The sequence below is a fragment of the Streptomyces sp. NPDC050504 genome (assembly GCF_044458065.1).
Taxonomy (GTDB): domain Bacteria; phylum Actinomycetota; class Actinomycetes; order Streptomycetales; family Streptomycetaceae; genus Streptomyces.
In genome coordinates this window covers 797,006-816,363 of the sequence record NZ_JBITHO010000004.1, presented here as the reverse complement: position 1 = coordinate 816,363, position 19,358 = coordinate 797,006, and the positions used below count along the sequence as shown (strand labels likewise).

Annotated in this window: 16 protein-coding genes and 1 other RNA gene; 15 read left to right on the top strand and 2 right to left on the bottom strand. The window is 72.8% G+C overall.

All coding sequences use genetic code 11. The annotated features are described in order from the left end of the window. Positions 1–57: 57 nt before the first annotated feature. From ACIBNE_RS18925 to dacB, 4 genes are all read left to right on the top strand, one after another. Complete coding sequence (locus ACIBNE_RS18925) at positions 58–1,350, top strand: S41 family peptidase (RefSeq protein ID WP_399272842.1); 1,293 nt, start codon at positions 58–60, stop codon at positions 1,348–1,350. Positions 1,351–1,368: 18 nt separating this feature from the next. Continuing rightward, entirely contained in the window at positions 1,369–1,866 is a 498-nt protein-coding gene (smpB, locus tag ACIBNE_RS18920; protein ID WP_399272841.1) for an SsrA-binding protein SmpB, read from the top strand. Between the two features lie 125 nt (positions 1,867–1,991). Then, positions 1,992–2,362: a transfer-messenger RNA gene (gene ssrA / locus ACIBNE_RS18915) on the top strand. A 180-nt stretch (positions 2,363–2,542) separates the two neighbouring features. Continuing rightward, positions 2,543–4,261 carry a D-alanyl-D-alanine carboxypeptidase/D-alanyl-D-alanine-endopeptidase gene (dacB, locus tag ACIBNE_RS18910; protein ID WP_399272839.1) on the top strand — a complete coding sequence of 573 codons (1,719 nt, stop codon included), beginning with the start codon at positions 2,543–2,545 and terminating at the stop codon, positions 4,259–4,261. Between the two features lie 199 nt (positions 4,262–4,460). Here the strand turns inward: dacB and ACIBNE_RS18905 are convergent, their stop codons facing one another. Further along, complete coding sequence (locus tag ACIBNE_RS18905; protein ID WP_399272837.1) at positions 4,461–5,768, bottom strand: MFS transporter; 1,308 nt, start codon at positions 5,766–5,768, stop codon at positions 4,461–4,463. 85 nt (positions 5,769–5,853) lie between these two features. Between ACIBNE_RS18905 and ACIBNE_RS18900 the strand changes: the two genes are divergently transcribed. The 4 genes from ACIBNE_RS18900 to ACIBNE_RS18885 all read left to right on the top strand — a co-directional run bounded on the left by ACIBNE_RS18900 (position 5,854) and on the right by ACIBNE_RS18885 (position 11,159). Further along, entirely contained in the window at positions 5,854–6,816 is a 963-nt protein-coding gene (locus tag ACIBNE_RS18900) for a LysR family transcriptional regulator (RefSeq protein WP_399272836.1), read from the top strand. 247 nt (positions 6,817–7,063) lie between these two features. Beyond that, the gene (locus tag ACIBNE_RS18895) at positions 7,064–7,546 is read left to right on the top strand and encodes a hypothetical protein (protein WP_399272835.1); all 483 of its coding nucleotides are present in this window, start codon (positions 7,064–7,066) and stop codon (positions 7,544–7,546) included. 233 nt (positions 7,547–7,779) lie between these two features. Next, positions 7,780–9,915 carry a glycosyltransferase gene (locus tag ACIBNE_RS18890; RefSeq protein ID WP_399272833.1) on the top strand — a complete coding sequence of 712 codons (2,136 nt, stop codon included), beginning with the start codon at positions 7,780–7,782 and terminating at the stop codon, positions 9,913–9,915. Beyond that, entirely contained in the window at positions 9,912–11,159 is a 1,248-nt protein-coding gene (locus ACIBNE_RS18885; protein WP_399272832.1) for an acyltransferase, read from the top strand. Before ACIBNE_RS18890 ends, ACIBNE_RS18885 begins: the two co-directional genes overlap by 4 nt. A gap of 48 nt (positions 11,160–11,207) precedes the next feature. On the opposite strand, the gene ACIBNE_RS18880 is transcribed toward ACIBNE_RS18885, so the two are convergent. Beyond that, positions 11,208–11,726 carry a DUF1772 domain-containing protein gene (locus ACIBNE_RS18880; RefSeq protein ID WP_399272830.1) on the bottom strand — a complete coding sequence of 173 codons (519 nt, stop codon included), beginning with the start codon at positions 11,724–11,726 and terminating at the stop codon, positions 11,208–11,210. Positions 11,727–11,818: 92 nt separating this feature from the next. On the opposite strand from ACIBNE_RS18880, the gene ACIBNE_RS18875 reads away from it, so the two are divergent. From ACIBNE_RS18875 to ACIBNE_RS18845, 7 genes are all read left to right on the top strand, one after another. Continuing rightward, entirely contained in the window at positions 11,819–12,376 is a 558-nt protein-coding gene (locus ACIBNE_RS18875; protein ID WP_399272828.1) for a GNAT family N-acetyltransferase, read from the top strand. Positions 12,377–12,453: 77 nt separating this feature from the next. Further along, positions 12,454–13,044 carry a CGNR zinc finger domain-containing protein gene (locus ACIBNE_RS18870; protein WP_399272826.1) on the top strand — a complete coding sequence of 197 codons (591 nt, stop codon included), beginning with the start codon at positions 12,454–12,456 and terminating at the stop codon, positions 13,042–13,044. Between the two features lie 93 nt (positions 13,045–13,137). Then, on the top strand, positions 13,138–13,725 hold the full coding sequence (locus tag ACIBNE_RS18865) for a sigma-70 family RNA polymerase sigma factor (RefSeq protein ID WP_399272824.1): 588 nt from the start codon (positions 13,138–13,140) through the stop codon (positions 13,723–13,725). Next, on the top strand, positions 13,722–14,564 hold the full coding sequence (locus ACIBNE_RS18860; protein WP_399272822.1) for a zf-HC2 domain-containing protein: 843 nt from the start codon (positions 13,722–13,724) through the stop codon (positions 14,562–14,564). Before ACIBNE_RS18865 ends, ACIBNE_RS18860 begins: the two co-directional genes overlap by 4 nt. Before the next feature lie 117 nt (positions 14,565–14,681). Continuing rightward, a complete protein-coding gene (locus ACIBNE_RS18855; protein ID WP_399272820.1) occupies positions 14,682–16,949 on the top strand; it encodes a HelD family protein in 2,268 nt (755 codons plus the stop codon). Between the two features lie 399 nt (positions 16,950–17,348). Then, positions 17,349–18,797, top strand: coding sequence for an NAD-dependent malic enzyme (locus ACIBNE_RS18850; RefSeq protein ID WP_399272818.1), 1,449 nt, complete (start codon positions 17,349–17,351; stop codon positions 18,795–18,797). 237 nt (positions 18,798–19,034) lie between these two features. Further along, positions 19,035–19,316, top strand: a complete 282-nt coding sequence (locus tag ACIBNE_RS18845; protein WP_017237029.1) for an HU family DNA-binding protein — start codon at positions 19,035–19,037, stop codon at positions 19,314–19,316. The last annotated feature ends 42 nt before the right edge of the window (positions 19,317–19,358 follow it).

Below are 19,358 nucleotides of genomic sequence, written 5' to 3'. Positions count from 1 at the left end.
GGCGCCGCACGGTCGACGGACCGTGCGGCGCCCTTCGCTTGTCCTAGACTCGGCGCCATGCCGGGCCACCTCTTCCGTACCGGGCCCCGCGGATTCGGCCGTGGGGCGGCCCTGACATTGGTCTTCGCGAGCGTCCTCGCGACCGCGGCAGCCACCGACTCCCTCCCGCGCGGGGACGGGGAAGCGGCCCCCATACAGACCCGTGCGGTCTCCGCGGCCGTGGACGGGCGGGGCCCCGTGGACAGCGGCTCGGGCACCGGGTCGGCCGACGGCTCAGGCCCCGGCGACGCCCCCGCCGACGGCCCCGGCAATGGTCCGGGCACCCGTCCCGTCGACCGGGACGCCCTCGCCGACGCCGCCGCCGACGCCGTGGCCGACGGCAAGTCCGGCACGGAGGCCGCCGAGGAGGTCGTCAGCCGCAGCGGCGACCGCTGGGGCGCGGTGTACGACGCGGGGGAGTACGAGGAGTTCGAGGACGCGCTCGACGGCGCGTACACCGGCGTCGGCCTGTGGGCGAGACGCGGCCCCGACGGCCGCGTCGAGGTCGCCCGCGTCCAGCCGGGCGGTCCGGCCGCCCGCGCCGGGCTCAGGGAGGGCGACCGGCTCCGTACGGTCGACGGCCGCCGCGTCGCGGAGAGGTCCGTACCCGAGGTCGTCGCGCTGCTGCGGGGCGACGGGACGGGCCGGGACGGCGCCGCGCGGGCCGGGACGCGGGTCGCGCTCGGCGTGGAGCGCGACGGCCGGCTCTGGACCGAGACGCTGCGCAGGGCCAGGCTCAGCACGGAACCGGTCACCGTGCGGGACCTGCCCGGCGGGGACGTACTGATCAGGATCGCGGCCTTCACCAAGGGCTCGGGCGAGCGGGTGCGCGGCGCGGTCCGCGCGGCCAGACCCGGCGCGGGCATCCTGCTGGACCTGCGCGGCAACTCCGGCGGCCTGGTCACCGAGGCCGTACGGTCCGCGTCCGCGCTCCTCGACGGGGGGCTCGTCGCCACCTACGACGTACGGGGGAAGCAGCGCGCCCTCTACGCCGAGCAGGGCGGGGACACCACCAGACCCGTGGTCGCCCTCGTCGACGGCGGCACCATGAGCGCGGCCGAGCTGCTGACCGGGGCCCTCCAGGACCGCGGCCGCGCGGTCACCGTCGGCTCGCGCACCTTCGGCAAGGGCTCGGTCCAGATGCCCAGCCGCCTCCCCGGCGGCTCGGTCGCCGAGCTGACCGTCGGCCACTACCGCACCCCCGCGGGACACAGCGTCGACGGCCGGGGCATCACCCCCGACCTCACCGTCACCGGCCGTGCCCAGGAGCGGGCCCAGACGGTATTGACTGGCCTCGGGGGCGGGTCCTAGTGCGAAAATGGCCGCACTATGGCAAAGGTTAAGAAGGACAAGGACCCGGGGCGCAAGCTCATCGCGCAGAACAAGAAGGCGCGGCACGACTACCACATCCTCGACACCTACGAGTGCGGTCTGGTGCTGATGGGCACCGAGGTCAAGTCGCTGCGGCTGGGCCGGGCTTCGCTGGTGGACGGCTTCGTGCAGATCGACGGCCACGAGGCGTGGCTGCACAACATCCACGTGCCCGAGTACGTGCAGGGGACCTGGACCAACCACTCGGCGAAGCGCAAGCGCAAGCTGCTGCTGCACCGCGCCGAGATCGACAAGCTGGAGTCCAAGGCCCAGGAGACGGGTCACACGATCGTGCCCCTCGCGCTGTACTTCAAGGACAGTCGGGTGAAGTGCGAGATCGCGCTGGCCAAGGGCAAGAAGGAGTACGACAAGCGGCAGACGCTGCGCGAGAAGCAGGACACCCGCGAGACGAACCGCGCGATCGCGGCGGCCAGGCGGCGGCAGCGCGGCGACTAGCGGCGGCGCGGCGACCAGGGACGGCGCGGCGACCAGCGGCGGTAATACGCTGGCACCCTTGCCCGTTGGTCGCGTACCATGGGCAGCGCACCTCACAGAGGGTGCGCGTTTTGAAAAAACAACATGGGGATGATCGGTTTCGACAGCGGATGTCGAAGCAGGGGAAGCGTGTCGAGGAAGCGGCAATGATCTCGTAAACCATATGTCGCAACCAATAATCGCCAACACCAAGCGCGATTCCTTCGCCCTCGCTGCCTAAGTAGCGACTTGCGAAGTGTCAGCCCGGGGACTGTTCCCGACCCGGATCCTGGCATCAGCTAGGGAACTAAACTTCTAGACCCGGTCACGGGGTCCAGAAGGAAATCAAACAGTGACTGAGCCCGTCGGCGACTTGTTCGCGTGATTGCCGGGGCCGAGAAAATCGCAGCGAACTGCACACGGAGAAGCCCTGGTTCCGCACCGTTGGACGCGGGTTCGATTCCCGCCATCTCCACAATTCCCATGTGAAGCGAAGGCCCCGACTGCTCCGGCAGCCGGGGCCTTCGCCGTTTCCGGGCACGGACCGCGGACCGCTGACCGCGGACTGCGGACCGCGCCGAGGACCGGAAACGGCGCGTCGCGGTCTGTGCACCGTGCCGGTCCTCCGGGATGCTTCTGCGGCATGACGACGAGACGCATGCGCAGAGACGAAGACAGCGGTACGCCGTCGGACGCCGGCGCTCACGGGGACGTCGACGCCCACCCGGGCACGGGCGTCCCCCAGGGCCCTGGTGCCCACCCGCGCCCCGGCGTTCGCCGGGGCGCCGTCGCGCGGCGGTGGGCGCGGCGCGCGGTGTGGCCCGCCGCCCTGGCGCTCGCCCTCACCGCGGGCGCGCTCGGCCTCGGCTCGCCCGCGGGCGCCGACCCCGCGCCCGGCGGCCTGCCCGGGGCCGTCGACGAGATCCTCGCCGACCCCCGCATGGACGGCGGCGGCGCGAGCGTGGTGATCGCCGACGCCGCGACCGGCGAGACCCTGTACGCGCACCGGCCCGACGAGCGCCTGATGCCCGCGTCCAACACCAAGCTCGCGACGTCGGCCGCCGCGATGGAACTGCTCGGCCCCGGCTACACCTTCCGCACGGACGTCCTGTCGACCGGCGTCCGGCGCGGCTCCGTCCTCGTCGGCGACCTCTACCTGCGCGGCACGGGCGACCCCACCGCGCTCGCCGCCGACTACGACCGCCTCGCGGCCGAGGTCGCCGCCGCCGGGATCAAGCGGGTCACCGGGCGGCTCGTCGCCGACGACACCCGGTTCGACGCACAGCGGCTCGGCCGCTCCTGGGCGGGCGACGACGAGTCCTCGTACTACTCCGCGCAGATCTCCGCGCTCACCGTGGCGCCCGACACCGACTACGACGCGGGCACGGTGATCGTCGAGGCCGTGCCCGGCGCGGCGGCGGGGGACCGGCCCAAGGTCACGATCACGCCGCCCACCTCGTACGTGCGCGTCGAGAACCGGGGCACGACCGTCCCCGCGGGGCAGCGCGACACCCTCTCCGTCGAGCGGCGGCACGGCACCAACACCATCGTGGTCAGCGGCCAGATCCCGCTCGGGGCCGCCGCGACCAAGGAGTGGGTGACCGTCTGGGAGCCCACCGGGTACGCCGCCGCGGTCTTCCGCGACGCGCTGCGCGGGCACGGCGTACGGATCGGAGGGCCCGACCTGCTCGGGCGGGCCGTCCCCGAGGGGGCCCGACAGCTCGCCGTGCACCGGTCGATGCCGCTCGGCGAGCTGCTCGTGCCGTTCATGAAGCTCTCCAACAACATGCACGCCGAGGCGCTGACCAAGGCGATGGGCTACGAGACGGCGGGCAGCGGGAGTTGGGGCGCCGGGCTCGACGCGATCGAGGGGTACCTGGCGAAGGCGGGGGTGGACGCCGGGACGATCCGGCAGGTCGACGGCTCGGGGCTGTCGCGCATGGACAACTTCCCGGCCGACCAGCTCGTGAAGCTGCTGCTCGCGGTGCGGGACGCGCCCTGGTACCGGGACTGGCACGCCGCGCTGCCGGTGGCGTGCGCGCCCGGCAGGTTCGAGGGAGGCACGCTGCGCAGCAGGATGTGCGGGACGCCCGCCGCTCTCAACGCCCGTGCCAAGACGGGGTCGCTGACCGGCGCTTCGGCGCTCAGCGGGTACGTGAAGGACGCGGACGGGCGGGAGTTGGTGTACGGGATCGTGCTCAACAACTACCTCGCGTCGTCGGTGAAGCCGCTGGAGGACGCGATCGTGGTGACGCTGGCCCGCTCGCGGAAGGGCGGCGCGGAGGCGGAGGTGGAGACGGTGCGGCCGACGGGTGCGCGGTCGGGGGAGGCGCCGACGGACCTGGAGTGCTCGTGGATCAAGCCGCGGGTCTGTTGAGGTCCTGCTGAGTCAGCGGGTGTTGGCGGGCCGGCTGGTTGGGTCAGCGGGTGTTGGTGGGTCGGCTGGTTGGGTCAACGGGTGTTGGCGGGCCAGAGGGTTGAGTCAACGGGTGTTGGTGGGCCGACTCGTCGGGTCTACGGGTGTTGGTGGGCCGGCTCGTCCGGTCCACGGGCGTTGGTGGGTGGCTCCGCCGGGTCTACGGGCGTCGGCGTGCCGCCCTTGCGAGCGCTCGGGTTCCGGCCGCCGCCGTGAGGAGTGCGGTGGCGGCCGCGGCGACCGGCACCGCGTAGGCGGTGGTCGCCCCCGCGTGCTCCACCGCCCAGCCGCCCGCCGCCGAGCCCGCCGCTATGCCGCCGAGCAGCGCGGTCACCGCGAGCGTCATGCCCTCGTTCAACCGGCCCCGCGGGGTGAGGCGCTGGACCAGGGACATGCCGGTCACCATGGTCGGCGCGGTGGCCATGCCCGCGACCAGGAGCGCCCCGGCCAGCGCGAGCGGCGAGCCCGTGCTCGCGGCGGCCAGGAGCGGCGCGGTCATCAGGGCGGTCATCGCGGCGAGGCAGAGCAGCAGGCGGCGCGGTACGGAGGCGGCGGGCGCCCTGGAGCCGTACAGCAGGCCCGCCGCGCACGAACCCGCCGCCTGGAGCGCGAGGACCGCGCCGCCGACGTGCGCGACGGTGACGACCTCCATGGCGCCGAAGACCGCGCCGGTGGCGAGGAAGACCGTGAGCAGCGCGGGCATGCCGGGGACGCGCAGCGGCGACGCTGACGGCGTCGTGGCGGTGCGCGGGGCGGGCGGGGGTTCGGTGGACCGCTGGGCGGCGAAGAGCAGGATGCCGGCCATCAGGAGCACGGCCCCGACGAGGGTGCCCGCCTCGGGGAAGAGCGCGGCGCACAGGAGCGCGGCGGCGACCGGGCCGAGCATGAAGCAGAGCTCGTCGGCGGCCTGTTCGAAGGAGTTGGCGGCGTGCAGGGCCTTCGGGTCGCCCCGGTGCAGGTGTGCCCAGCGGGCGCGGGACATGCCGCCGGTGTTGGGGGTGGTGGCGGTCGCCGCGTACGCCGCGAAGAGCGTCCAGTCGGGGGCGTCGAAGCGGACGCACAGGACGAGGGCGAGGGAGCCGAGGACGGCGATCGCGGTGGCCGGGACGGCGACGCGGGCCTGGCCGTGGCGGTCGACGAGGCGGGCCGTGAAGGGGGCGACGGCGGCGGTGGCGGCGAGTCCGGTCGCGGTGACGGCGCCCGCGAGGGCGTACGAGCCCCGGGACCCGGCGATCATGATGACCGCGCTGACGCTGAACATGCCCATGGGGAGGCGGGCGACGAGGTTGCCCGCGGTGAAGGCGCGGGCCCCGGGGACGGCGAAGAGCCGGGAGTAGGGGGAGCGGGGGCGGCGTCCGGCCGAGGCGGGGGCGGGCGCGGCATCGGAAGCGGGGTCGGAAGCGGGGGCGGGCGCGGGAACGGGAGCGGGCGTGGAGGAGGGGAGCTGGTTCTCGGTCTGTGGCGGCACGCGGACCAGCCTCAGGCGCGGCGCCGGGCACGGTCCAACACCTGTTGACCACCGATTGACGCACCCTCGTTGTAAATTCCGCCGCATGGACATCGAGCCCCGGCTGCTGCGGGCCTTCCTCGCCGTCGCCGACGAGCTGCACTTCACCCGCGCCGCCGCCCGCCTCTACGTCGCCCAACAGGCGTTGAGCCGGGACGTCGCGCGGCTGGAGCGGGAGCTGGGCGTCGAGCTGTTCGTCCGGACCACCCGCCAGGTGACCCTCACTGCCGACGGGGAGCGGCTCCTGGATCCCGTACGGCGCGTGCTGGACGCCCACGACGACCTCGCCGCCGCCGTCGCGGGCGGCGCGGGCAGGCCGCTGCTCGTCGACCTCAACACGGCGGGGCTGACCTCGCAGCGCGTGCTGGAGCGGGCCCGGCTGCTCGACCCCGGCCAGGAGTTCCTGGCCCGCTTCGAGAGCGGGCTGACGGGTGCGGCGGCCGAGATCGTCGCCGGGCGCGTGGACGTGTCGTTCGGGCGCTTCGCCGGGCTCGACCCGGCCCTGCGCGGGCGCCTCGCGGTACTGCCCGTGCGGTACGAGCCCATGGCCGTGCTGCTCCCGGCCGACCATCCGCTGGCCGCGCGCGACACGGTGGAGGTCGCGGAGCTGGCCGGCGAGCGGGTGTACGCGGGCGCGGGCAACCCGCGGACCCTGGAGTGGACGGACCTGGCTCGGCGGCTCTTCGAGGGGCGCGGGGTCGAACTGGCCCCGCCCGCGCCCGTCGCACTGGGTCCCGAGGATTTCCGGCGGGTGATGGCGAGAACGCGCAACCCGGTGCTGTGCGTCGTGGACTTCCCTGTGATGCCGGACACGGTGCTGCGCCCGCTCACCGCCCCCGTACCCCTTTCGCCGCTCTCCATGATCTGGCGAAAAAGTCTGAATCATCCGGGAATTGAGGTATTGCGTGCAGCTGTTTCGGAGCTCGCCGCCGAGGAGGGATGGCTGGAGGTATCCGAAGGCGGCTGGCTCCCGGATCTCGATTTGTCACTGATGCGTGCCAACAACTGACTCGAACACGCCGCAGTCACTCGCGTGCGCTACATTCGAACTCCGGTTGCGCGTGATAGGGGGCGCTTGGACCAGGGCGGGGGCCCGGTCCGGTGCTGTACGCCATTGGCTTCGCGCACCGTCTCGGCGTTTTTCATGGGATGGGCGTACGGCAGTGGACAATTGGCGAGACCATGCCCAAAACGGGCGGGACGTCCCCGGCGGTTACTCCGGTGGGCACGCACAGGAACCTCCCCGCGACGTCACCATGCAGCTCGACGTGCGGCGGCTCAGACATCCCTGGGCGTCCGCTCCCGTCCCGTCCCCGTCGGCCGCGCAGGACGCCCACGGTGCCCAGGACGGCTCGGACCGCCCGGTGTTCGTGGACGCGACCGGCCGCCGCGGCAAGTCGTTCCGCCGCCTCGGCTGGGTGCTGGCCGCGGGCTGTGCCTGCTTCGCGGTGACGCTCGTCGTCTCCGTCCTCGGCGGCAGCTCGGCCGCGCCCTCGCTGCCCGTCCCCGACCCCGCCGAACGGCAGGACACGGGACAGGTCCTGGACCAGCCCGCGCCGGGTGCGGCCCCGGGCGCCGTACCGCCGTCCGACGGGACGACGGGGTCCCCGTCCCCCTCGGCCACACCCCTGACCGGGCAACCCTCGGGCAGCGCGACCGGGCAACCCTCCGGCAGCCCGGACGGTGCCCCGGCCGACGTGCCGAACGGTGCCCCGGTCGACGCACACACCACCCCGTAACCCGCTCCTTCCCCGTAACCCCACCCCTCCGGGCCCGCCCCCCACAGGGCCCACCCAGCCGTCCCGTCGGCCGGCCGCATCGCCGCTCCCCCCGCCCCGCGCAACTCCCCCCCACAACTCCCCGTGCAACCCCCGTGCAAGAAGGCACTCCGTAGATGACCAATCCCGGCAGACGCCCCCGGAAGGGCCGCGGCAAGCGCGGTGTCAGGCGCGTCAGGCGGCACAGGCTGCCCATGCGTTACCTGCTGCCCTCGCTCTTCCTCGTGGCGCTGCTCGCGATGCTGATGCTCCGCGGCTACGTCCACAGCGAGATCCTGGCCGACCACCGGGTCAGGCCCGCCGTCGACAACAAGACCGTGCCCGCCTCCGTCCGCGCGGGCGGCCCGGTCATCGACGCCAGGACCGAGGGCGCCCCGAAGAACCTCAGCGTTCCCGACCGCAAGCTCGTCCTGACCTTCGACGACGGCCCCGACCCCGAGTGGACGCCGAAGGTCCTCGACAAGCTCAAGGAGTACGACGCCCACGGCGTCTTCTTCGTCACCGGCACCATGGCCTCGCGCCACCCCGACCTGGTCGAACGGATGGTGCGGGAGGGCCACGAGATCGGGCTGCACACCTTCAACCACCCCGACCTCTCGTACCAGTCGGACAAGCGCATCGACTGGGAGCTCTCGCAGAACCAGCTGGCCCTCGCGGGCGCGGCCGGCATCCACACCTCGCTCTTCCGGCCCCCGTACTCCTCGTTCGCGTACGCGATGGACGACGCGTCCTGGCCGGTGGCCGAGCACATAGGCAGCCGCGGCTACCTCACCGTCGTCAACAACACCGACAGCGAGGACTGGAAGCGGCCGGGCGTCGACGCGATCATCGAGCGGGCCACGCCCAAGGGCACCGCGGGCTCCATCGTGCTGATGCACGACTCGGGCGGCGACCGCTCGCAGACCGTCGCCGCGCTCGACCGCTTCCTGCCCGAGATGCAGAAGCGCGGCTACGAGTTCACCAACCTCACCCGGGCGCTCGGCGCCCCCAGCGCGCACACGGAGGTCAGCGGCGCCGAGCTGTGGAAGGGCAAGGCGTTCGTCGGCGCGGTCGCCGTCTCCGAGCACGCCACCGACGTGCTGATCGTCGGTCTCGCCGTCATCGGCGTGCTGGTCATGGGCCGGTTCGGGCTGATGCTGGTGCTCTCCTTCGTGCACGCCCGCCGCGTCAGGCGCAAGGGCTTCGGCTGGGGGCAGCCGGTCACCCGCCCGGTGTCCGTGCTGGTCCCCGCGTACAACGAGAAGGAGTGCATCGAGAACACCGTGCGCTCCCTGGTGGCGAGCGACCACCCCGTCGAGGTGATCGTGATCGACGACGGCTCGACGGACGGCACCGCGGACATCGTCGCCGCGCTGCGGCTGCCGAACGTCCGGGTCGTGCGCCAGCACAACGCGGGCAAGCCCGCTGCGCTCAACAACGGCATCAGGCACGCCCGCCACGACATCGTCGTGATGATGGACGGCGACACCGTCTTCGAGCCGTCCACCGTCCGTGAACTGGTCCAGCCCTTCGGCGACACACGCGTGGGCGCCGTCGCGGGCAACGCCAAGGTCGGCAACCGCGACTCGCTGATCGGCGCGTGGCAGCACATCGAGTACGTGATGGGCTTCAACCTCGACCGGCGCATGTACGACGTCCTGGGCTGCATGCCCACCATCCCCGGCGCGATCGGCGCGTTCCGCCGCAGCGCGCTGGACCGCGTCGGCGGGATGAGCGACGACACCCTCGCCGAGGACACCGACATCACGATGGCCCTGCACCGCGACGGCTGGCGCGTGGTCTACGCGGAGGACGCCCGCGCCTGGACCGAGGCGCCGGAGACCGTCCAACAGCTGTGGTCACAGCGCTACCGCTGGTCGTACGGCACGATGCAGGCGATCTGGAAGCACCGCCGCGCCCTCGTCGAACGCGGCCCGTCCGGCCGCTTCGGCCGCGTCGGACTGCCGTTCGTCTCGCTCTTCATGGTCCTGGCCCCGCTGCTCGCCCCGCTGATCGACGTGTTCCTGCTGTACGGGCTGGTCTTCGGCCCGACGGGCAAGACGGTCACCGCGTGGTTCGGCGTGCTCGCGATCCAGGCGGTCTGCGCGGCGTACGCCTTCCGCCTGGACAAGGAGCGGATGACCCACCTGATCTCGCTGCCGCTCCAACAGGTCCTCTACCGCCAGCTGATGTACGTCGTCCTGCTCCAGTCCTGGATCACCGCGCTGACCGGCGGCCGGCTGCGGTGGCAGAAGCTGCGGCGGACCGGGGTGGTCGGGCTCCCCGGCATCCCGGCCCAGCGCGAGCCCGTGCACAGCGCGGACAGCGACGACCGGAGGCCCGTCGGATGACGACCGGCAGTGCCTGGAACGCCACGACCCGGGACGCCACTGTTCCGCCCCGACCGGCGACCGCCCCTGACGCCACCGCCGTGGACCGGACGGCGGCTCGGGGCCGTGACCGCTACTTCGACCTGCTCCGCGCGCTCGCCCTCTTCCGGGTGGTGCTCTACCACCTGGTGGGCTGGGCCTGGCTGCCGCTGTTCTTCCCCTCCATGGGCGTGATGTTCGCGCTCGCGGGGATCCTGATGGCGCGCTCGCTGAAGCGGCCGGCCGCGCAGGTCGTCCGCAGCCGCGTGCGCCGTCTGCTGCCGCCCTTCTGGCTCCTGGGGGCCGTCGGCGTGACGGGCATGGTCCTCCAGGGCTGGGGCCCGGACTCCGACGGCCACCCCGGCTGGTGGTGGACGCACCTCCTGTTCTGGGTCGTGCCCGTCAGCGACCCGCCCTTCGCCGGTGAACTCCCCGGCATCAGCGGTTTCCTGGGGGAGTCCTGGGCGGAGGAGCTGGCGGGGCCCCTCTGGTACATCCGCGCCTACCTCTGGTATGTACTGCTGTCGCCGCTGATCCTGCGGTGCCTGCGGCGGCTGCCGTGGCCGACGGTGCTCGCCCCGTTGGCGCTCTCGGCCGCGCTGGCCCTCGAAGTGGTCCCGGCGCCGGGGCGGGTGGGGTCGGAGATCACCGACTTCAGCACGTTCGGCGCCTGTTGGGTGCTGGGCATGGCGCACCAGGAAGGAGTCCTGAAACGCCTGCCGGACTACGTGGTGCCGTCGGTGGCGCCCCTCGTGATGGGCGTCGGGCTGTGGTGGGCCGTACGGGGCGGCTTCACCGGATTCGGCGACGAGTACGACCTCGACGGCATTCCGCTCGCGCAGGCGCTCTGGTCCTTCGGGGCCGTGGCGCTGCTGCTGCACATCAGCCCGTCGTGGTCCCGGTGGCCCAGGCGGATCCAGGCCTGGGACGGCGTGATCACCCTGCTGAACTCCCGTGCGGTCACGATCTACCTCTGGCACAACGTCTGCATCCTCGCGGCGGCGACGACGTGGGACCGGCTCTGGGAGGTCGACGTCCTGGGCGAGCGCTTCCCGTGGCTGCTGGAGAGCTGGATACCCGTGCTGTTCTTCGCGTGGGCGCTGATCGCGGTGTGCATCGCGCTGTTCGGCTGGGCGGAGGACGCGGCGGCGAAGCGGCGGCCGAGGCTGTGGCCGGGCGGGGAGCGGCGCGGCGGCCGACGGGGAGCGGCGCGGCGGGCCGGATAAGACGGACCCGCAGGGCCGGGCCGCGCGCTCCCGAAGGCGGGCCGGGCGTCACGCGTCGGGGGCCGCGGGCCTTCCGCGCGTCAACGCGCCCAGGAGGGCGGTCAACGCCGCCGTGCACAGTGCCGCGCGGGCCGCGTTCCACGTCACCCACGTGTCCTCGAACCTCTCCCGTACCGCCGCCGGGTCCGCGATCTTCGTCGGGTCGCCCGCGTCCGCCAGTTCCGTGTTGAGCGGGACGTTCACCACGGAGGTGAGGACGAAGGCCAGCGCGTACAGCGCCAGGGCCGCGAAGACCCAGGGGCGCACCGCGCGGTCGCGGCGGTGCTGCCAGGCGGCCGCCGCCGTCAGCAGCAGCGCTCCGAAGAAGCCCGCGAAGAACACCGGGTTCTCGATCACCTCGTTGATGTGCTGCATGACCTCGATGTAGGTCCGGTCCCCGCTCTTGGCCAACGCGGGCATCACCGCGCACGCGAAGACGTAGAAGGAGCCCGCTATCAGGCCCGTCGCCACCGCCGCCGCGGCGGTCACCCCGTTGTTCCCGCGTCTGTTCCCGCTTCCGTTCGTCATGCGGCCATTCCACCGGGCCGGGGCCGCGCACTCCATGGGCGAGACGCGCAGCCCCATAACCGGGCGTCCAGCCGGGCGTCTACCGTACGGGGATGATCACTGACGTACGTGAGATCGGCGACGGCGTGCTGATGCGGCTCGCCGCGCTCTCCGACGCCCCGGCCGTCGCCGACGCCCTCGTCCGCAACAGGGAGTACATGGCCCCCTGGGAGCCCGTCAGGCCCGAGGAGTTCTACACCGGGGCCGGGCAGCGCGCCCGGCTGAGCATGCTGCTGCGCGGCCTGGAGGCCGGGGTCGGCGCGTCCTGGGTGCTCGTCGACGGGGACCGGGTCGTCGGCGGGTTCACGCTCAGCGGGATCTCCCTGGGGTACTTCCGCAGCGGTCAGCTCGGCTACTGGGTCGACAAGGAGTACGCGGGGCGCGGGCTCGCCACCGCCGCCGTCCGCGCGGTGTGCGAAACCGCCCGCGACGACCTGCTCCTGCACCGCGTCGAGGCCGGGACGCTGCTCGACAACACGGCGAGTCAACGGGTGTTGGCCAAATGCGGGTTCGAGTCGTACGGGGTCGCGCCGAAGTACCTGTACATCGCGGGGGACTGGCGCGACAACCGACTGTTCCAACGACTCCTGCACGACGGCCCGCCCCGGTAGCGGGGTTCCGGCCCGCGCGCCGGGAGGGCACTCTGGGAAGGACCACCCAGCGGTGACCCCGAGGCGGTGACGCGCGCATGGCGGCGGGCATGGGCTCGTACGAATTGCGGTTCGACTCCGGGCGGATGTGCCTGGACCTGGTGGCGACCGGGGTGGGGGCCGCGGAACAGCTCGACGGCGCACACCGGCTGCGGGCCTGGCTGCTCGGCGCCGGACTCGTGCCGCCGGGCGCCCCGCTCGCCGGGATCGACGAGAGCTGGCTCGGCCCCTTCCGCGAACTGCGGGGCTGGGTCGCGCAGCTGATGCGCGGCGAACTGTCCGGGCGGACCGCCGAGAGCGCCCTGGAGCGCATCAACGCGCTGGCGGCGTGCGCCCCGCCAGGGGTGCGCGCGGTGCGCGGCGAGGGCGGCTCGCTGGTGCGCGCGCTGAGCGCCGTACCGGACTGCGGGGCGCTGCTCGCGGCGGTCGCGCGCGACGCCGTCGAGCTGGTGACCGATCCGCTCGCGCGGGCGGGCCTGCGCGAGTGCGAGGGCGACCGCTGCCTGCGGCTCTACCTGGACACCTCGCGGGGGCGCAGGCGCCGCTGGTGCTCCAGCGAGGTGTGCGGAAACCGCGAGCGGGTGGCGCGGCACCGGCGCAGGGCGGCGGCGGTGGCGGCCGGGGCGTGAGGATTTCCGACGGCGCGTTGAGTGAATCCCGGTGCGGGAGCCGTAGTTGAGGGCGACAGCAGCTCGACGCGGGGTATCGACCGGGAGGTTCACGTGCGCGAGGATGCCGCCGTGGCCGATGAACGTCCACGCACGGCCCGCCGCCTACGGGCGTTGGGGCGAGCCAACTCCCCTGAACCGGAGGAGGAGTTGATCCGTGGACTCTACCGGGAGCACGCCGGACCGCTCACCGCGTACGTCCTGCGACTCGTCGCGGGCGACCGGCAGCGGGCCGAGGACGTCGTACAGGAGACGCTCATCCGCGCCTGGAAGAACGCGGGCCGGCTGGGCGGGGCCACCGGCTCCGTGCGTCCCTGGCTGGTGACGGTCGCGCGGCGCATCGTCATCGACAACCACCGCAGCCGGCAGGCCCGGCCGCAGGAGGTCGACCCGGCGCCGCTCGAACTGCTGCCGGCGGAGGACGAGATCGACAAGGCGTTGTGGCTGATGACCCTCTCGGACGCGCTCGACGACCTGACGCCCGCGCACCGCGAGGCGCTCGTCGAGACGTACTTCAAGGGCCGCACGGTCAACGAGGCGGCCGAGGCGCTCGGCGTACCCAGCGGGACCGTCAGGTCCAGGGTGTTCTACGCGCTCCGTTCCATGAAGATCGCTTTGGAGGAGAGGGGGATCACGGCATGAGCACGCAGGACGAGGGGGCTGTGCACGAGGCCGCCGGTGCGTACGCGCTCGGCATCCTGGACGGCGCCGAGGCCGCCGCCTTCGAGGCGCACCTGGCGGACTGCGAGGTGTGCGCCGCCCACCTCGACGAGTTCGCCGGGATGGAGCCGATGCTGGCGCTGCTGAAGGGCGGGCCGGAAACGACGGCACCGGACCGCGCGCCTGGCCCCGGGCCCGGCCGCGCGCCCGGCCCCGCACCGGCGACCGTGCCCACACCCGTTTCGCTGTTCGAACCGGGCGCCCTCGGGGCGGCCGACCGGCTCGACCGGCTCGTGGACGAGGTCGCCGCCCGCCGCGCCCGGCGCCGCAGGCGCACCGCCTACCTGGTCGCGGCGGCCGTCGCCGTGGTGCTCGGCGGCTCGGGCGTCGCGGTCGTGGCGGCGTCCGGCGACGGCGACCGGCGCCCCGCGGTGGCGATCGACCCGCACCCCACCAGTCCGGCGGAGGACGCGTTCCACCACCACATGAAGGAGAAGTGGTCGGCGACCGACCCGGCCACGGGCGTCGGCGCCGTCGTCGGCGTCGAACGCAAGGCCTGGGGCACCCACGCCGTCCTGGAGCTGAAGAACGTCAGGGGCCCGCTGAAGTGCTCCCTGATCGCCGTCTCCAGGAGCGGCGAGGAGGAGACCGTCTCGTCCTGGACGGTGCCGAAGTGGGGGTACGGGATCGAGGACTCGCCGAAGGAGGCCGCCCGCAGCCCCCTCTACGTCCACGGCGGGGCCGCCATGTCCCTCGACGACGTCGCCCGCTTCGAGGTCCGCACCTTCGACGGCAAACGGCTGGTGGAGGTCGCGGCCTGATACCCGAGGCCTGACATAACGGCCCCCTTGGCATATGGTTGACGGCTGCCCAAAGCACGTCAGAAGGGGGCCCCGGTGGCCGCGCAGGATGCCGCTGTCGATACCGCTGTCGATTCCGTGAGGGACCGGGAGATCAGCGTCGAGCAGGACCATCTCGACCAGGTGTACCGACGCCTGGAGGAGAAGATCCACGAGGCCGAGTTCCTCATGGACGACGCGGTCAAGCGGGGCCAGGTCGGCACGCCGGGGGCCCTCGCCGAGCGCGACGCGCAGGTGTTCCGGGCGGGCATCCACCTGAACCGGCTCAACAACGAGTTCGAGGACTTCCTCTTCGGGCGGATCGACCTGCTCCTGGGCAAGGACGGCGAGCGCGGCCCCGACGGCGCGTACACCTCGATCGAGCCCGCCGACGGCGCGGTGCGCGAGGACAACACCGCCGACATCGCCGAGACGCTGCACATCGGCCGCATCGGGGTCCTCGACTCCGACTACGCGCCGCTGGTCATCGACTGGCGCGCGCCGGCCGCCGCGCCCTTCTACCGCTCGACGCCCAAGGACCCGGGCCGGGTCGTGCGCCGCCGGGTCATCCGCTCCAAGGGGCGGCGCGTGCTGGGCGTCGAGGACGACCTGATGCGCCCCGAGGTGACCGCGTCGCTGGACGGCCGCGAGCTGTCCGTCATCGGCGACGGCGCGCTGATGGCCGCGCTCGGCAAGGCCCGCAGCCACACCATGCGCGACATCGTCTCCTCCATCCAGGCCGAGCAGGACCTGGTGATCAGGGCGCCCGCCGCGTCCGTCACCGAGGTCTCGGGCGGCCCCGGCACCGGCAAGACCGCCGTCGCGCTGCACCGCGCCGCGTACCTCCTCTACCAGGACCGCAGGCGGTACTCGGGCGGCATCCTCGTGGTCTCGCCGACGCCGCTCCTGGTCGCCTACACCGAGGGCGTGCTGCCCTCGCTCGGCGAGGAGGGCCAGGTCGCGATCAGGGCCGTGGGCAACCTCGTGGACGGCGCCGAGGCCGACACGTACGACGACCCGGCCGTCGCCCGCGTCAAGGGCTCATCGCGCATGCTCAAGGTCCTGCGCAAGGCCGTGCACGGCGCGCTGGAGCTGGGCGAGACCCCGCAGCGGCTGCGCGTCGTCGCCTTCGGCGCGCGCGTCGAGCTGGAGGCCGACGAGCTCCAGCGCATCCGGCACGCGGCGCTGGGCGGCACGGCCCCGGTCAACCTGCTGCGCCCGCGCGCCCGCAAGCTGGTGCTCGACGCGCTGTGGAACAAGTCCAGCGGGCGCGGCCGCCACACCGACCCCGAGCTGCTCGCCGAGCTGCGCTCCTCCTTCGACGAGGACGTCTCGACGGAGACCGAGTTCCTGGAGTTCATGAACGCCTGGTGGCCGGAGCTGACCCCGCGCCTGGTGCTCGCCGCGATGGCCGACGAGAAGCGGCTGGGCCGGTGGTCGCGGCGCGTGCTGAACCCGGGCGAGACCCGGCGCGTGGCGCGCTCGCTGCGGCGGCTCGACGCGGCGGGCCGCGGCCCGCTGTCGGTGCACGACGTGGCGCTCCTGGACGAGCTCCAGACGCTGCTCGGCACCCCGCACAAGCCGCGCAAGAAGCGCGAGCTCGACCCGCTCGACCAGCTCACGGGCCTCGAAGAGCTGATGCCGCAGCGCGAGGAGACGCAGCGCGAGCGCGCCGAGCGGCTGGCGGCGGAGCGCACCGAGTACGCCCACGTCATCGTCGACGAGGCGCAGGACCTCACGCCCATGCAGTGGCGCATGGTGGGCCGCAGGGGCCGTACCGCCACCTGGACGGTCGTCGGCGACGCGGCGCAGTCCTCCTGGTCCTACCCGGACGAGGCGAACGCGGCCCGTGACGAGGCGCTGGGCAACCGCCCGCGCCGCCGCTTCACGCTCACCGTGAACTACCGCAACCCCGCGGAGATCGCCGAGCTGGCCGCGAGGGTGCTGGCGCTCGCCATGCCGGGCATGGAGTCGCCGCGCGCGGTGCGCTCCACGGGCGTGGAGCCGCGGTTCGCCGTCGTGGCGGACGGGGACCTGGCCGGGACGGTGCGGGACGAGGCGCGGCGCCTGCTGGAGCGGGTGGACGGCACGGTCGGCGTGGTCGTCGCGATGAACCGGCGCGAGCAGGCGCGGCAGTGGCTGGCGGAGCTGGGCGACCGGGTGGTGGCGCTCGGCTCGCTGGAGGCCAAGGGCCTGGAGTACGACGCGACGGTGGTCGTCTCGCCCGCCGAGATCGCCGACGAGTCCCCGGCCGGGCTGCGGGTGCTGTACGTGGCGCTCACCCGTGCGACGCAGCAGCTCACCGTGGTCTCGGGGGCCCGTGACGAGCCCGATGCGGCCGGGGTGCCCGACCTCCTGAGGGATTGATTCGAAGTCAACCCACTGTGGGGGAATCGCTTTCCCGGGTGGTTTGTTAGCCTGGGGGTGGCACCGACTCGATCCAAGCCCCCGGGCCCAACCTTCGTCGCTACGAGCGACCACTTGCCGCGAGGCGAGCATGGCGGGTCGGTGTCACCTAGTTCGTGTACGAGACAGGTCCGCGTCACCTCCCGGTGACGCGGACCTGTTTCATTTGGCCCCCGATCCGGACCTTCGATCTGGGGCTTCCGTCGAACCCTGCTCTCTCGTATGGTGGAAAAAACTTTCCGAAAGCAGAATGAGCATTACCTGCTACCAGCAGGTAGGTGCGACCATCGGAAGGCGCGACGGGGCGACAGGCCCTGCCGCGTATAGCAATGAAGCTAGGGAAAGCAGAGGAACCCGGTCATGGCAACGGCGCCCAGCGTCTCGTACTCGATGACGGTCCGTCTCGAGGTGCCCGCGAGCGGAACCGCGGTCTCGCAGCTCACCACGGCCGTGGAGTCCTCCGGCGGATCGGTGACCGGCCTCGACGTGACCGCGTCCGGCCACGAGAAGCTGCGGATCGACGTCACCATCGCGGCGACCTCCACCGCGCACGCCGACGAGATCGTCGAGAAGCTGCGCGGCATCGAGGGGGTCACCCTCGGCAAGGTCTCCGACCGTACGTTCCTGATGCACCTCGGCGGCAAGATCGAGATGGCGTCCAAGCACCCCATCCGCAACCGCGACGACCTCTCCATGATCTACACGCCGGGCGTGGCCCGCGTCTGCATGGCGATCGCCGAGAACCCCGAGGACGCCCGCCGCCTCACCATCAAGCGCAACTCCGTCGCGGTCGTCACCGACGGCTCCGCCGTGCTCGGCCTGGGCAACATCGGCCCCAAGGCCGCGCTGCCCGTCATGGAGGGCAAGGCCGCCCTCTTCAAGCGCTTCGCCGGCATCGACGCCTGGCCGATCTGCCTGGACACCCAGGACACCGACGCGATCGTGGAGATCGTCAAGGCCATCGCCCCCGGCTTCGCGGGCATCAACCTGGAGGACATCTCCGCGCCCCGCTGCTTCGAGATCGAGGCGCGGCTGCGCGAGGCCCTGGACATCCCCGTCTTCCACGACGACCAGCACGGCACGGCCATCGTCGTGCTCGCCGCCCTGACCAACGCGCTGCGCGTCGTGGGCAAGGGCATCGGCGACGTGCGCGTCGTCATGTCCGGCGCGGGCGCGGCCGGTACGGCCATCCTGAAGCTGCTCCTGGCCGCGGGCGTCAAGCACGCCGTCGTGGCCGACATCCACGGCGTGGTGCACGCGGGCCGCGAGGACCTGGTCGACGCGGCCCCCGAATCCCCGCTGCGCTGGATCGCCGACAACACCAACCCCGAGGGCGTCACCGGCACCCTCAAGGAGGCCGTGGTCGGCGCGGACGTCTTCATCGGCGTCTCGGCCCCCAACGTGCTCGGCGGCGACGACGTGGCCGCGATGGCCGAGGGCGCGATCGTGTTCGCGCTCGCGAATCCGGACCCCGAGGTCGAGCCGGCGGTCGCCCGCCAGACGGCCGCGGTGGTGGCCACGGGCCGCTCGGACTTCCCGAACCAGATCAACAACGTGCTGGTGTTCCCCGGCGTCTTCCGCGGCCTCCTGGACGCGCAGTCCAGGACGGTGAACACCGAGATGATGCTGGCCGCCGCGGGCGCGCTGGCGGACGTCGTCGCCGAGGATGAGCTGAACCCCAACTACATCATCCCGTCGGTCTTCAACGACAAGGTGGCGGGCGCGGTGGCCGGTGCCGTCCGTACGGCGGCCAAGGCGGCGGGCGCGAGTGCGAACGCCTCCGGTGTGACGGGTCCCACGTCCGCCTGACGCCCGGCGCGTCGCGGGACGCGGCGTCCCAAACGCCCCTTTAGGGTGGCGGACCATGAGCCTTGCGGCCCTCCGGGAGGGCACCGGATTGGCTTTCCCGCCGCAGGTGGGGGCAGGATGCGTATTCGGGCGCGAGGGTCTGACGTCAGACCCGGGTCCGGGGACTGTCCAAGGACCCTGGCAGCATCGGCTTCGATCTCACGCCTCAGCAGGCAAGAAGAACACGGGAGTAACAAAATGAACCGCAGTGAGCTGGTGGCCGCCCTGGCCGACCGCGCCGAGGTGACCCGCAAGGACGCCGACGCCGTTCTGGCCGCTCTCGCCGAGACCGTCGGCGAGGTCGTCGCCAAGGGCGACGAGAAGGTCACCATCCCCGGCTTCCTGACCTTCGAGCGCACCCACCGTGCCGCTCGTACCGCTCGTAACCCGCAGACCGGCGACCCGATCAACATCCCGGCCGGCTACAGCGTGAAGGTCTCCGCGGGCTCGAAGCTCAAGGAAGCCGCCAAGGGCAAGTAATTCCGCCTCAGGCAGCACGAAGGGCGGTCACCTCGACCAGGT